This is a genomic window from Litoreibacter albidus (assembly GCF_900107015.1).
Classification (GTDB): Bacteria; Pseudomonadota; Alphaproteobacteria; order Rhodobacterales; family Rhodobacteraceae; genus Litoreibacter; species Litoreibacter albidus.
Window position 1 is genome coordinate 613,846 of sequence record NZ_FNOI01000002.1, and the last position, 13,418, is coordinate 627,263.

Consider the following 13,418-nt stretch of genomic DNA (forward strand, 5'->3'; position numbering starts at 1 on the left):
CGCCCTAATATGTAGGGTGAAACTTCCCGTTGGGGGACAGCGTGAAGATCTGGCACCCGTCCGCCGTAACCCCGATTGAATGCTCAAACTGGGCTGACAGGGATTTGTCTCTGGTCACGGCTGTCCAGTCATCGGCAAGCACCTTTGTCTCTGGACGACCAAGGTTAACCATCGGCTCAATGGTGAAGAACATGCCCTCCTCCAGAATAGAGCCGGTGCCGGGGCGACCGTAGTGCAACACGTTCGGTGGGGCGTGGAAGACGCGGCCCAGACCGTGGCCGCAAAAGTCGCGCACGACGGACATGCGGTGGCCCTCTACGTACTTCTGGATCGCATGCCCGATGTCACCAAAGGTGTTTCCGGGCTTCACCGCCATGATGCCTTCAAACAACGCGTCATGTGTCACCTGAATAAGGCGCTCCGCTTTGCGGTTCGGCTTTCCGGCGACATACATGCGGCTGGTGTCACCGAACCACCCATCTACGATGACCGTGACGTCGATGTTCAGGATGTCGCCATCTTTGAGCAGCTTAGGACCGGGAATGCCGTGGCAGACCACATGGTTCACGCTGATGCAGCTGGCGTGCTGGTAGCCCTTGTAGCCAATCGTGGCCGAGGTGGAGCCCGCGTCATTCACCATCTTCGTGATAGCGGCATCGAGCGCTTCTGTCGTGGTACCCGGTTTCACAAGGTCGACCATGCTGTCGAGGATTTGCGCAGCCAACTCGCCTGCTTTTGCCATGCCTGCAAAGTCCGCTTCGTCATAGATGCGGATGCCTTGCTTGGTGATGCGGCCTTTGTGCGTTTTGTCGTCCACGGGTCACTCCGATGTTTTCTTTTCGCACATATAAGGCGCGATTTAGCGTTAGACCACCCTTGGGCCAGCTTGCGGGGATGGATCAACCGGAAGCGCGCTCGTTAGTGTCATGCCCTCCGGCGAAATATCGCAGGCATAACATAGCATCTCCACGCCACGGGCACGGGCGATATCGAAGGCTTGGGCGTAGTTAGGATCTAAGTCTGCGGCAATCTTCAGTTCGGAACAATCGGTGCGGCTAAGTAGGTACAGCATCACGGCACGCGCGCCGTTCTCAGCGATTTGACTGAGTTCCCGCAAATGTTTGGCGCCGCGGATGGTGACGCAATCCGGAAACTCCGCCAATGTTTCATCACGGCGCAGTGTTACGCTTTTCACTTCGACATAAGCGTTTGGAAGCCCGTCTTGCGACAGCAGGAAGTCCACGCGACTGCCCGTGCCATAAGCTACTTCGGGCTTTACGCTATGGTAGGCTGACAGTTCTGGGACATGTCGCGCCAACAGCGCTTCCTTCACCACGTGATTGGGAATTCCAGTGTCTATACAGGCAAAATCACCCCCCGAAAGCTCCGCGACCCGCCAACCGTACTTCAGCTTTTTCTTGGGATCGTCGTTGGGTTCCAGCCAGATGCGCAGCCCCTCGTCTTTCAGCCCCAGCATGGCACCGGGGTTGGGGCAGTGCGCGGTAACCTCCTGCCCGGTATCTTCCAGCACGACATCGGCAAGGAAGCGTTTGTAGCGGCGGATGAGCCGCGCGGGGACAAGTGGGGTTTGAAAGCGCATAAGCGGGGCCTATACCGAAAGGGAGTAGCCAATCAAGGATAACACCATGCCCAACCCCACCGCCGCCATGCTTGTTATCGGGGACGAAATATTGTCGGGCCGCACAAAGGACACCAATACCAACCATCTGGCCTGTGCGCTGACTGCCGCTGGTATCGATCTGAAGGAGGCGCGCGTAGTCTCAGACGAACATGATCACATCGTCGACGCGGTAAGGGCGCTTAGTGCACGCTATGATCATGTATTCACGTCTGGTGGCATTGGGCCCACCCACGACGATATCACCGCCGATGCCGTCGGGGCCGCGTTTGGCGCAGATGTTGGTGTGCGCGATGATGCCCGCGACCTGCTGGCGGCGCATTACGCGGAGCAAGGCAAGGAGTTCAACGACGCGCGTAAGCGGATGGCGCGTATTCCAGATGGCGCAACGTTGATCGACAATCCGGTGTCCATCGCGCCAGGTTTCAGTATCGGGAATGTGCATGTCATGGCCGGCGTCCCAAAAGTGTTTCACGCTATGGTCGCGACAGTCATCGCCACGTTGTCAGGCGGAAAACCGCTGCTATCGGAAACGTTGCGGGTGTTTATTGGCGAAGGCGACATCGCGGGGCCGCTCGGCGCTTTGGCGGATGGGAACCCTGATATCTCGTTGGGCTCATACCCGTTCCAGATCGACGGGGTGTTTGGCAGCAACATTGTTGCGCGCGGGACTGACCCTGTGCGGCTGAAATCAGTCATTGAACAACTCGCAAAGGCTCTTGGCGTTGAACATAAGTGATCTCTTTGACGTCGTGGATGCGACGTGGCCCGCAGCCCTAGAAACCCGCGTTGGCCCATGGTTGATCCGCGACGGGCAAGGCGGCGGCAAGCGCGTCTCTGCCGCGCGTCCGGTGGGGGCTGTTGAGCAAAGTGATGTGGCGGATGCCGTATCTGCGATGAGGGCGCTCGAACAATCGGCGCTGTTCTCATTAAGGGAGGAAGACGGCGGATTAGACTCCATTTTGGACGGACTGGGCTACCAAGTCATTGACCCGTCCATCCTCTTTTTCGGGCCCATTTTTGAGGAGGAAGTGCCACCCGTCACCGCGTTTGATATCTGGCCGCCTTTGCAAATTATGAAGGACGTTTGGGCCGAAGGCGGCATAGGCGCAGGACGGATCGCGGTTATGGAGCGCGTTACGGGACCCAAAACATCAATCCTTGGCCGCATATCGGACCGTGCGGCGGGCTGCGCCTTTGTCGCGATGCACGGCACAACAGCAATGGTTCACGCGGTGGAGGTGCTGCCAGACTACCGCCGCCACGGGTTGGCGCGGAGCATGATGCATGCGGCGGCGCATTGGGCGAAAGCGCAGGGCGCGACCCACTTTTCATTGGTGACGACCGGATCAAACGTCGCGGCGCAATCGCTCTATAGCTCTCTGGGCATGTCGGTCGTTGGTCGGTATCATTACCGCATCAAACCCTGAAAGGCCCTGCCCCGTGACAAACACACCCGTGACCGCGCTTGATCTTCCGATGGCTGACCCGCTGCCCGAGGCGACGCAGAAGTATTTTGACATTTGCACCGAAAAGCTGGGAATGGTCCCCAACGTCTTGCAGTCTTACGCTTTTGATCCTGTAAAGCTGGATGCCTTCACCGGCATGTATAATGATCTGATGCTTGGCGACAGCAACCTGTCCAAGCTGGAACGCGAGATGATCGCCGTCGCGGTGTCTTCTGTGAATAAATGCTTTTATTGCCTTGTGGCTCACGGCGCAGCAGTGCGCCAGTTGTCGGGAGACCCCGCGCTGGGCGAGGCGCTGGTGATGAACTACCGCGTGGCCCCGTTAGACGCGCGCCAACGCGCCATGCTTGATTTCGCCGTTCAGATGACAGAAGCCAGTTACCGGATCGAAGAATCGGACCGTGACGCGCTGCGCCAGGTTGGGTTCAGCGACCGCGATATTTGGGACATCGCGTCAGTGGCCAGCTTCTTTAACATGACAAACCGAATGGCCTCTGCCGTGGATATGCGGCCGAACGCGGAATACCACGCGGCTCATAGATGACCCGCTACCTTTATCTTTGTGTGCTAGGCGTTTTGTTGGCGACGCCAGCCGCAGCCGAGTTGACGTTGAGCTTCCCCGGCCCTGCCACGGAAACCTTTTCGCAAACCGAGGAATTCGAAAGCTACAAGCTGCCAGTCGGCCCCTACGCGGACGGCTTTGTGCAAACGCTTGTTGCCGAAGGGCGCCAAATCACCCGTGCATGGCGGGTGGATGTGGGTGTTGGGACGTCCCTTTTGGTCATGGACAGTCTGCGCCAACAGTTGGAGGCGTCGGGGTTCGAGCTGTTGTACGAATGCACAACTGATATTTGCGGCGGCTTCGATTTCCGCTTTACCACTGAGGTTCTGCCAGAACCTTTGATGCATGTCGACTTGGGCGACTTCCGGTTCCTGTCCGCACAGCGTCTGGGCGGCGCGGTACCGGAATATGTGAGTTTGTTTGTGAGCCGCGGCGCGGATAGCGCCTTTGTTCAAATGGTGTTGATGGGCAGTCCTGATGCCACATCCCTGACTGCAAAGTCCGGCGGTAAAGTCGCCCAGATCGCCCCTTCCGTGCCCAGCGTTAAGTTCGGCTCCGTGGTGGAGGTCCTTTTACGCGACGGGCATGCGGTTCTTGACGATTTGGAGTTCAACACTGGCTCTTCGGCATTGGGCGAGGGCAAGTTTTTGTCGCTGGTCGACTTGGCCGGATACCTGAAAGAGAACCCAACTATTCGCGTAGCCTTGGTTGGCCACACCGACGCGGAAGGGTCGTTGGACGGCAATGTCAGCCTGTCGCGCAAACGGGCGCAATCCGTGGCGGCACGTCTGCGGTCTGAGTTCGACATCCCGAGCAGACAGATCGAAGCTGAGGGGGTTGGCTACCTATCCCCCCGCGCCAGCAACCTGACGGAAGAAGGGCGGACCTTAAACAGAAGGGTCGAGGTGATTATCACCTCGACCCAACAGTGATGCTGCCAAACATCGGGGAAAATTCGTCGCTTAGTTGGTCCAGACCTCTGGGCCTTTTTCTTTGAACGCTTCGACAAGGAAGTCGATGAACGTTCGCACCTTGGGCTGCGTGTAGCGGCCCGGCGGGTAGACGGCGTAGATGCCTTGTGTCTCTTTCGGAAGCTCTGGCATGGCTTCTTCCACCAAACCTTGGCGCAGGGCGTCGGCGTAAAGGAAGCTTGGCAGATACGCGATACCAAGTCCTGAAACACATGCGTTCAAAAGCGATTGGCCGTCATTCACCGTCAGCCAGCCCTGCGTGCGCACTTGGCGTTTCTCGCCAGATGGGGCAGTGATCTTCCACACGTTCCCAGCCGACTGGTTGGAATAATGCAGTAATTTGTGGTTGTTCAGATCGTCGATCTTTTCGGGGCGACCGAACTGTTCGAAGTAGGCAGGCGAAGCGATCAGACGCTTCGTTGTTTCTGTCAATTTGCGCGCACGGAGCGAGCTGTCTTCCATTTCGCCGATGCGAATTGCAAGATCGAAACCCTCCGAAATCAGCTCCACAAAGCGGTTGTTGAGAACCATATTCACGGTGATATCGGGGTAATCCACAAGGAAATCGCCCAAAATCGGGGACATGTGATTGACCCCGAAGTCTGTCGCAACCGAGATACGTAGCAGCCCAGACGGCGCGCTTTGCATTGATGATACCAGCGCGTCTGCCTCGCCAGCATCATTCAGGACGCGGCGTGCGCGGTCGTAGTAGGCAAGTCCGATCTCGGTAGGGCTGACGCGCCGTGTCGTACGGTTCAGAAGCCGCGCACCAAGGCGTGTTTCAAGGGAGGAGACGTGCTTCGAGACGGCGGATTTGGAAATCCCCATCTTGCGGGCAGCGTCGGTAAACCCCCCTTGGTCCACCACAGTGGCAAATGCTTCCATTTCGGTCAGTCGGTCCATTCGGATACCTCAATAACTCATGACGTTTGAGCCGTTATCGGGACCAATTGGGGCAGGAATGCGATGTCTGTTGGACGATTCAGGGGAATATGTAGGGATCGTTGAGGGCATGGAAACAGGTAAACAGGCGTTTCCGAACAGGTTTTATATCCAGTCGAGCCACTTAAACACGGCAATCAGCGCCACAGTAACTGCGACCATCGCACCACATAATGCGGCAAACGCCAAGGGCCAATCCGTGCCCGGTAGGCCCGCGACATTCATACCGAACAGACCCGTCAGGAAGCCCAGTGGCAGGAATATTCCGGCAATGACGGACAGAACGTAGCCGTTGCGCCCTTGGCTGAGTGACACCTGCGTATCCAAATGATCCTGCAAGCCCACCAACCTGTCGCGCACGGCATCAAGTGTTTCCACAGCCAATGCCATGCGGTTCGCCGGTTCGCGAAGATGCTGGCGGTCCGAGTCCGTCAGGGCTGGCGTGTCGAGTGTCGCCAGTTTCGCCAATGCATCGCGCTGCGGCCCGATGTATCGGCGCAGCTTGATTGTGGAGTGGCGCAGCGGGCTGAGCTTTGGTGCATGTGCGGACTTACCGTCCAATATGTCATCTTCAATGTCGTCGGTTGCAGACGACAGACGGAGCGCGGTGGCTTCAATGCGGTCAGTCAGACCGGTGACCAGCGCGGTTAGAAATTCTCCCACGGTGTCCGGCCCGGCGCCGTCGGCAATTTTCCGGCGAATATCGTCGAGCGCAAAAATGCGGCGAACGCGAACAGTGACAACCATGCCCGAAGTGACCCACAGGCGAAGTGACACCATATCGTCGACCTCCTGACCCTCGTTCATATTGACGCCGCGCAGGTTCAATATCACGCCGTCCCCCAAGCGATCGCAGCGCGGTCGTGTTTCAGGCTGCGTTAATGCAGCTGCCGCGATATGCGGCACGTTGGCATCAAGGAAGGCCCCCAATTTGGGGTCTCCCAGCTCAAAATGATGCCACTCGTAGGTCATAGTGATGCAGCCAATCGGGTGCCTTGGTTAATCGCACGTTTGGCGTCCAGTTCTGCGGCTACATCAGCGCCGCCGATCACATGGGGGACGCGGCCTGCGGCCTCCAGTTCGTCGGCCAACGCGCGCATCGGCACCTGACCGGCGCACATCACGATGGTGTCCACTTCGATCACGCGCGGGTTCTCCCGCGCCTCACCGTCGGACACATGCAGCCCCTGCGCGTCGATCCGTTCGTAGTTCACGCCGCCAATCATCTCGACGTTTTTCATCTGTAAAGCGGCGCGGTGAATCCAGCCGGTGGTTTTACCCAACCGTTTGCCTAGCTTCTCGGACTTGCGTTGGAGCAGGGTGACGTGACGCACCGCCGGTTCGGGCTTCGGGCCGCCGTCGGCCAAGCCGCCGCGCTTGGCTTCTGGGTCGGTGACGCCCCATTCTGCCATCCATGCGTCGAGATCGACGGTCGGGCTGTCATCCGTTGTTAGAAACTCGGCCACGTCAAAGCCGATACCGCCTGCGCCTATGATCGCCACGCGCTTACCAACCTTTGCGCCGCCGCGCAGCACGTCGATATAAGACAGCACGTTTGGGCCATCCTGCCCAGCGATTTGGGTGTCACGCGGGGCAACGCCAGTGGCGATGACAACCTCGTCAAAACCGGCGAGTAAGTCGGCGGTGGCTTCGGTACCAAGCTGCACATCAATCGCGCTTTTGGAAACCATCGTGCGGTACCAGTCTACCAGCCCAAAGAACTCCTCTTTGCCCGGAATTTTCTTGGCCATGTTCAGCTGGCCACCTAGCTCCGCAGCTTTGTCGAACAGGGTAACGGCATGCCCGCGGTCCGCTGCGGTCAAGGCTGTCGACAAGCCTGCTGGTCCTGCACCGACGACGGCCACGGTTTTCACATTGGTGGCGGGTTCGACCAGAAGCTCCGTCTCGAAGCAGGCCTTGGGGTTCACAAGGCAGGTGCTCATCTTGCCGCTAAAGGTGTGGTCAAGGCAGGCTTGGTTGCACGCGATACAAGGCGCGATTTCGGCGCTGCGGCCCGCCGCTGCTTTCGCAACGAAATGGGGGTCCGCAAGGAATGGGCGGGCCATGGACACCATATCCGCGCAACCATCGGCCAAGACGTCTTCGCCGACTTCCGGCGTGTTGATGCGGTTTGAGGTGATGATCGGGATCGACACTTCACCCATCAGCTTCTTTGTCACCCACGTGAATGCACGGCGCGGGACGGAGGTCGCGATCGTGGGAATGCGCGCTTCGTGCCAGCCTATGCCCGTGTTGATAATTGTGGCGCCCGCTTTCTCGATCTCCTTGGCCAGCAGCACAACCTCTTCCCAGCTGGATCCGTTCGGGATCAAGTCAATCATGCTGAGGCGGTAGATAACGATGAATTCAGCGCCAACGGCTGCGCGCACGCGCTTCACGACCTCAACCGGCAACCGCATGCGGTTTTCATAAGAGCCGCCCCAACGGTCTTCGCGTTTGTTGGTGTGCGTCACGAGGAACTGGTTCAGGAAGTATCCTTCAGAACCCATAATTTCGACGCCGTCATAGCCAGCGTCTTTGGCGCGGCTGGCAGCGGTCGCGATGTCGGCGATCTGCTTTTCAATGCCAGCCTCATCCAACTCCTTCGGCGGAAACGGAGAGATCGGCGATTTGATTGCGGAGGCGCTCACGCATTCTGGGCTGTATGCATATCGCCCCGCGTGCAAAACCTGCATTGCGATCTTGCCCCCCGCACCGTGTACGCGGTCAGTCACGATCCGGTGGTTGGCAATGTCATCGTCTGAAAACAGCCCAGCTGCGCCGGGAAAAACGCCGCCTTCACGGTTTGGCGCCATGCCGCCTGTGACCATCAAAGCGACCCCGCCCCGTGCGCGTTCCGCGTAGAATTCGGCGACGCGGTTCCAGTCTTTGGTTTCCTCAAGGCCGGTGTGCATTGACCCCATGAGAACGCGGTTCTTTAAGGTGGTAAAGCCAAGGTCGAGCGGGGCCAAAAGGTGCGGGTAAGTTGTCATGAAAGTCCTCCAACGTTCGAAGTCACATTACCCAGCCTTACGCGCACGTCACGCAAAACGCGGCGTCATGCAAAGCTTTGTTGCGTCAGGTTGTTTCAACGCAATGCCGGCGGAACGCCTTTTTCAACATATCGAGTTCTGCACGAAGCAAATCCATTTCGGCGCGAATGTCATCGGAGAGAACCTCACCCGTCACGATTGCAAAGCTGTCCAGCGTGTCGCCTGTCGATTTCTCGTTAATCAGGAATGTTTGGACGCCATCTGTCAGAACCTCGCGCGGGATGGTGAACCGCACGTGCCATGTGTTGCCAAGGCTCTGATCCTCGGTGACGGACAGGCCGTCTAATTCTTGTTCCAGATGTAGCGCGACAAGGTCGGGGTGGTAGTTGTCGTCGGTCTGGGCGGTCAGGACCGCCTCGTAAATTCCGGCCTGAATGCGGGTCTTGGTAAGGATGACATTGCTCATTGGCGTATTCCTTAGAAATCGGCGCGTGGGCGGCGGCTGAACGTGATATCGCGCAGGTTGATCTCGTTCATCTCCGGACCCTCAAAAATAAGATCCATCCAGATGCGCTCCAAACGGCGTTCGCTGATCTTTGTGTGGGCCAAGTCGAATTCAACCATCATTTCGGAGCCATCCAGCGGCAGCTCGCGCACAACTTGTTCGACGTTGGGGCCGTATTTGATGTTCAGCCGTGCAAAAATCTCTAGCGGCTTCTCGCTTTCGACTTCCGTGTCCATGCGTAAAATGTGGTTCTTGCGCAGCCCGTCCGTGGCGCTCTCCGGCAGGTCCAGCACAAGGCTAAGGAAACTGCCGTCAAATTTGAACACGTCCATACGAAGGCCAAACGGCGCAAGATCCCCTTCGCGGGTGTTACGGACTTGGCGCAGCGTCAGTTCGGAGATCTGGCAGTCATGGTAAATCGTGGCTGAGTTTCCGATGCGCGTCCGGCTTTCTACCGCAGCCACGCCAGTTGGCGAAACAGGACCGCGCCACAGTTCGGGTCGGTGCGCCCAATCAGACTGCGCAGGTTTACGGATCGCGTTGGAGCCGATTCGCGGCAGCGTGAGGCGCGCATCGGCCATATGGGTCACCTGATCAACGCGGCGACGCATCTGGCGGGCTTGCGTGCGCAGGTGGCGCAGCAGCGACAAATCAATGGTCTCCGCGTCGCGTACGGCAGCTTCCCAGCGGCGCAAGGTCCGGCGGTGCAAACGCCGCCGTACAAATTCTCGCAACCGATCCATCATGGTCTTCAGACAGTCCTATCTACTTGGCTCTACAGCGCTACCACTGTTTCTATATTGCAAACAATGGTTTCAGCGAAATAAACGGCGAAACAGTCCCGTGGCTGCAACAGCCTAGGACGTGGTAGCGGTGGCAGGGGTTTTGGTGACGGGCTGGTCCTCCAGCAACGCGTTGGCAAAGTCGTACAGGGTTTGAAGCCCCTCGGTGCTGCTTACGGGGGCGCCTTTCAGGCCAATGACCGACAGCGCCACGACGGAATTCTTCACGTCAAAGTAGCCGCGCCAATAAGTGTTATCCGCGCCGGGTGTCGTGGGGGCAGACGTGTCGCGCGCATGTACGAAGAACGCGCCGTTCCGGCTGAAACTGTCAAGAATGTCGACGCTGTCGGGCGTGTTGGACGCGCTGAGCGAGGCCTTGCCCGCATCGGTTTCAAAGAAATCCGCCAATGCCACGGACGACTGGCTGATGCTTGGCCCCTTTTTGTCAGCGGGATGCACCGTGGCGGTGGCAATTGCTGTGACAAATGGTTGGGGCAGTTCGTCGTCACCGGCAATCGCCGCGCAATTGCCAAAGACGATGAAAGCTTTGGCGGGGTTGTGGTTGGACGACTTCGGATCAACGCAAAATCCAGTAGGGCCGCGCAAAACGACCCTGTCTGACGTCACGGTGATTTCAGACAGGGCGTCATTCGGGCCGACGGCGGTGAAGTTGGCCAGCGGGTTTTCCCCGCAAGCCATCAACCCTAGCGTGGCCGACGCAAGTACACTCCAAGGACGCACTAATCAGAGGTCCATGTAGATGTGTTTTTCGTCACGCGCGCCCGGATGCGTGCAGGCGCCCAATTTGGCGGAGCCTACAAGCTGTGAATACTTCCACAACGCACCTGATGCATAGATCGTTTGACGCGGGCCTTTCCAGTTTGCCTTGCGCTCCGCAAGCACCTCGTCGGTCAGGTCAACGCTGATCTCGCCTTCAATGGCGTTCAGCGTGATCACATCGCCATTTTCGATCAAGGCAATCGGACCGCCGTGCGCAGCCTCGGGGCCGACGTGGCCCACGCAGAACCCGCGGGTCGCGCCGGAGAAGCGGCCGTCCGTGATCAGGGCCACCTTTTTACCCATGCCTTGACCAGACAATGCAGCAGTCGTTGCCAGCATTTCGCGCATGCCGGGGCCGCCTGCTGGGCCTTCGTTGCGGATAACCAGCACTTCGCCTTCTTCGTACTCGCGCTTTTGCACGGCTTCAAAGGCGTCTTCTTCGCACTCGAACACACGTGCAGGGCCAGTAAACATTTGGTGTTGGGAGGACATGCCAGCGACCTTAACAATCGCGCCTTCTGGTGCGAGGTTGCCTTTCAGGCCAACAACGCCGCCAGTTTTGGAAAGTGGTTCACCGATGGAGTAGATGACCTTGCCGTCTGCTTCCAATGATACGCGGTCGATTTCTTCGCCGATGGAATATCCGGTAGCCGTCATGCAGTCTTCGTTGATCAGGCCAGCCTTGCGCAGCTCTTTCATGATCACCGGCACGCCGCCTGCTTCGTACAAATCCTTCGCCACGTACTGACCACCTGGCTTCAGGTCGACGAAATAAGGTGTGTCGCGGAAGATTTCGCAGACGTCATCCAAGTCAAAGTCGATGCCAGCTTCATGCGCCATTGCTGGCAAATGCAGGCCAGCGTTAGTGGAGCCACCGGTGCAGGCCACGACGCGCGCGGCGTTCTGCAAGCTTTCAAGCGTTACGATGTCACGCGCACGGATGTTCTTTTCCAGCAGGTTCATCACGGCTTGACCCGACGCGATGGAGTAGTGGTCGCGGCTTTCATACGGGGCCGGCGCACCTGCGGAGTTTGGCAGGGCCAAACCGATTGCCTCGGACACACAGGCCATGGTGTTGGCAGTGAATTGACCACCGCACGCACCAGCGGACGGGCATGCAACACGTTCCAGCGTGCGCAGGGCCTCGTCCGACATGTTGCCTGCTTGATGCTCGCCCACGGCTTCGAACACGTCTTGGACAGTAACGTCCTTGCCGTTCAACCGACCTGGAAGGATGGAGCCACCGTAGATAAACACGGACGGCGTGTTGAGGCGGATCATCGCCATCATCATACCCGGCAGGGATTTGTCACATCCAGCAAGGCCCACAATCGCATCGTAGCAGTGGCCGCGCATGGTCAGCTCTACCGTGTCCGCAATGGCCTCGCGCGACGCCAAAGAGGACCGCATGCCCTCATGACCCATCGCAATACCGTCGGTTACGGTGATTGTCGTAAATTCGCGCGGGGTGCCGTTGCCCTGCTTAACACCCAGCTTCACGGCTTGCGCCTGTCGGTTCAGCGAAATGTTGCAGGGCGCAGCTTCGTTCCAGCAGGTCGCAACGCCTACGAATGGCTGGTGAATTTCCTCATCACCAAGGCCCATTGCGTAGAAATAGGACCGGTGCGGCGCCCTTGAGGGGCCTTCCGTCACGTGGCGGCTTGGCATGTTGGTTTTGTCGGTGGGTTTCTTAAGCATGGCTGGCTCCCTCAAACGCGTTGCAAAATGGAATAAAGCGCAAGCCCTACGGGCACAAGCGCGATTGCGTCGCAGGTTTTCCAGCGATATCGTGACATAAAATTACCAAGAGGCGCTTTGGCATGCTTAGAACTCCGGCCTTTGAGGGCTTCATCGCCCCTGCACGCGCCTACCCCGCATTCTGGCGAATACTGGCTGCAACCGTCACCGGTGTTATGGTCTACGCCTTGGGGGCTGCCGCCGTTCTAAAGTTTGCGATCAAGCCGCTGGCGTATTTTTTCCCTGAGCTTGCAGGGATGGACGCCTTTTCGCTGTTGAACGCAAACGGCATTTCGCCAGGGCAAATGGCGATCATTCTGACGACGTTTATACCAATGGGGCTTGCGGCGTTTGTTATGGCCGCGTGGCACTGGCGTGGTCCGCTGTCACTATTTGGCGCAGGATCGGGGTTTCTTCGAAACTTCATGATCGCCATCGCGGTTCTTGCCGTCGCGAATATCATTCTGTTCGCGGTTGAGCGGATGTTCGGCGTCGTGAACTACAAGCCCAACCTGGAGTTTGGCGTTTGGGCCAAGCATTTAGTTTGGGCCGTGCCGCTGTTGTTCATTCAAACCACGTCGGAGGAGCTGGTCTTTCGCGGGTATTTTCAACAGCAACTTGCAGCACGGTTTAAGAACCCGTTCATCTGGATGGTGCTGCCGTCCCTTGTGTTCGGTTTGGGGCACTACGACAACACAATTGACCCAACGCTTGCGGCGTCGATTGTTTTTGCCACCACGCTGTTCGGGGTTATCGCGGCAGACCTCACGCGCCTGACTGGCAGTCTGGCCGCCGCAATGGGGCTTCATTTCGCCAACAACTTCGTCGCCTTGCTGCTCATTGGCATCCCGGGGGAGTTGTCGGGTCTTGCGCTTTTCCACGCGCCCTTCACGATGAGCGACACGTCGATCCTGTTGAACTACATTATGCTGGATATCGTCGTTCTAATCGTGATCTGGGCCGTGATCCGTCGCGTGCTGCGTTGATTGCAATTTCCACGCCTCGCGATTATCTGGACGTAAGCAACGGGAGCAGAGC

14 protein-coding genes are annotated in these 13,418 nt (G+C 58.2%); 5 read left to right on the forward strand and 9 right to left on the reverse strand.

The genetic code is table 11. The annotated features are described in order from the left end of the window. Positions 1-4: 4 nt before the first annotated feature. The gene (gene map, locus BLW66_RS08050; RefSeq protein ID WP_089946606.1) at positions 5-817 is read right to left on the reverse strand and encodes a type I methionyl aminopeptidase; all 813 of its coding nucleotides are present in this window, start codon (positions 815-817) and stop codon (positions 5-7) included. Positions 818-865: 48 nt separating this feature from the next. Next, complete coding sequence (sfsA, locus tag BLW66_RS08055) at positions 866-1,600, reverse strand: DNA/RNA nuclease SfsA (protein WP_089946607.1); 735 nt, start codon at positions 1,598-1,600, stop codon at positions 866-868. Positions 1,601-1,646: 46 nt separating this feature from the next. Here sfsA and BLW66_RS08060 point away from each other — a divergent pair, with 46 nt between their 5' ends. From BLW66_RS08060 to BLW66_RS08075, 4 genes are read left to right on the forward strand one after another with little or no spacing between them, the layout of a single operon-like run. Then, positions 1,647-2,378 (forward strand): competence/damage-inducible protein A, encoded by a 732-nt coding sequence (locus tag BLW66_RS08060; RefSeq protein ID WP_089946608.1) that lies wholly within the window; start codon positions 1,647-1,649, stop codon positions 2,376-2,378. Then, positions 2,365-3,069, forward strand: coding sequence for a GNAT family N-acetyltransferase (locus BLW66_RS08065; RefSeq protein ID WP_244508580.1), 705 nt, complete (start codon positions 2,365-2,367; stop codon positions 3,067-3,069). The genes BLW66_RS08060 and BLW66_RS08065 overlap by 14 nt, the downstream gene beginning before the upstream one ends. A 13-nt stretch (positions 3,070-3,082) precedes the next feature. Then, entirely contained in the window at positions 3,083-3,652 is a 570-nt protein-coding gene (locus tag BLW66_RS08070; protein WP_280140669.1) for a peroxidase-related enzyme, read from the forward strand. Then, complete coding sequence (locus tag BLW66_RS08075; protein ID WP_089946610.1) at positions 3,649-4,602, forward strand: OmpA family protein; 954 nt, start codon at positions 3,649-3,651, stop codon at positions 4,600-4,602. Before BLW66_RS08070 ends, BLW66_RS08075 begins: the two co-directional genes overlap by 4 nt. A 30-nt stretch (positions 4,603-4,632) precedes the next feature. Here BLW66_RS08075 and BLW66_RS08080 read toward each other — a convergent pair whose 3' ends face one another. The 7 genes from BLW66_RS08080 to ilvD all read right to left on the reverse strand — a co-directional run bounded on the left by BLW66_RS08080 (position 4,633) and on the right by ilvD (position 12,341). Beyond that, positions 4,633-5,544, reverse strand: a complete 912-nt coding sequence (locus tag BLW66_RS08080; RefSeq protein WP_089946611.1) for a LysR family transcriptional regulator — start codon at positions 5,542-5,544, stop codon at positions 4,633-4,635. 144 nt (positions 5,545-5,688) lie between these two features. Further along, positions 5,689-6,555 (reverse strand): zinc transporter ZntB, encoded by an 867-nt coding sequence (locus BLW66_RS08085; RefSeq protein WP_089946612.1) that lies wholly within the window; start codon positions 6,553-6,555, stop codon positions 5,689-5,691. Next, positions 6,552-8,576 carry an NADPH-dependent 2,4-dienoyl-CoA reductase gene (locus BLW66_RS08090; RefSeq protein ID WP_089946613.1) on the reverse strand — a complete coding sequence of 675 codons (2,025 nt, stop codon included), beginning with the start codon at positions 8,574-8,576 and terminating at the stop codon, positions 6,552-6,554. The genes BLW66_RS08085 and BLW66_RS08090 overlap by 4 nt, the downstream gene beginning before the upstream one ends. Before the next feature lie 85 nt (positions 8,577-8,661). Then, positions 8,662-9,042: a hypothetical protein gene (locus BLW66_RS08095; protein WP_089946614.1), complete on the reverse strand. Its 381-nt coding sequence runs from the start codon at positions 9,040-9,042 to the stop codon at positions 8,662-8,664. Positions 9,043-9,053: 11 nt separating this feature from the next. Beyond that, complete coding sequence (locus tag BLW66_RS08100) at positions 9,054-9,827, reverse strand: DUF6478 family protein (RefSeq protein ID WP_089946615.1); 774 nt, start codon at positions 9,825-9,827, stop codon at positions 9,054-9,056. A gap of 111 nt (positions 9,828-9,938) precedes the next feature. Beyond that, positions 9,939-10,562, reverse strand: coding sequence for a hypothetical protein (locus BLW66_RS08105; RefSeq protein WP_089946616.1), 624 nt, complete (start codon positions 10,560-10,562; stop codon positions 9,939-9,941). Positions 10,563-10,607: 45 nt separating this feature from the next. Next, entirely contained in the window at positions 10,608-12,341 is a 1,734-nt protein-coding gene (gene ilvD, locus BLW66_RS08110; RefSeq protein WP_089946617.1) for a dihydroxy-acid dehydratase, read from the reverse strand. Positions 12,342-12,463: 122 nt separating this feature from the next. On the opposite strand from ilvD, the gene BLW66_RS08115 reads away from it, so the two are divergent. Then, positions 12,464-13,366, forward strand: coding sequence for a CPBP family intramembrane glutamic endopeptidase (locus BLW66_RS08115; RefSeq protein WP_089946618.1), 903 nt, complete (start codon positions 12,464-12,466; stop codon positions 13,364-13,366). The last annotated feature ends 52 nt before the right edge of the window (positions 13,367-13,418 follow it).

Bases quoted from the DNA above. Each gene is read 5' to 3' on its own strand.
- sfsA (WP_089946607.1), bottom strand. From the start codon at position 1,600: ATGCGCTTTCAAACCCCACTTGTCCCCGCGCGGCTCATCCGCCGCTAC.
- BLW66_RS08060 (WP_089946608.1), top strand. From the start codon at position 1,647: ATGCCCAACCCCACCGCCGCCATGCTTGTTATCGGGGACGAAATATTG.
- BLW66_RS08075 (WP_089946610.1), top strand. From the start codon at position 3,649: ATGACCCGCTACCTTTATCTTTGTGTGCTAGGCGTTTTGTTGGCGACG.
- BLW66_RS08080 (WP_089946611.1), bottom strand. From the start codon at position 5,544: ATGGACCGACTGACCGAAATGGAAGCATTTGCCACTGTGGTGGACCAA.
- BLW66_RS08085 (WP_089946612.1), bottom strand. From the start codon at position 6,555: ATGACCTACGAGTGGCATCATTTTGAGCTGGGAGACCCCAAATTGGGG.
- BLW66_RS08090 (WP_089946613.1), bottom strand. From the start codon at position 8,576: ATGACAACTTACCCGCACCTTTTGGCCCCGCTCGACCTTGGCTTTACC.
- BLW66_RS08095 (WP_089946614.1), bottom strand. From the start codon at position 9,042: ATGAGCAATGTCATCCTTACCAAGACCCGCATTCAGGCCGGAATTTAC.
- BLW66_RS08100 (WP_089946615.1), bottom strand. From the start codon at position 9,827: ATGATGGATCGGTTGCGAGAATTTGTACGGCGGCGTTTGCACCGCCGG.
- BLW66_RS08105 (WP_089946616.1), bottom strand. From the start codon at position 10,562: ATGGCTTGCGGGGAAAACCCGCTGGCCAACTTCACCGCCGTCGGCCCG.
- ilvD (WP_089946617.1), bottom strand. From the start codon at position 12,341: ATGCTTAAGAAACCCACCGACAAAACCAACATGCCAAGCCGCCACGTG.
- BLW66_RS08115 (WP_089946618.1), top strand. From the start codon at position 12,464: ATGCTTAGAACTCCGGCCTTTGAGGGCTTCATCGCCCCTGCACGCGCC.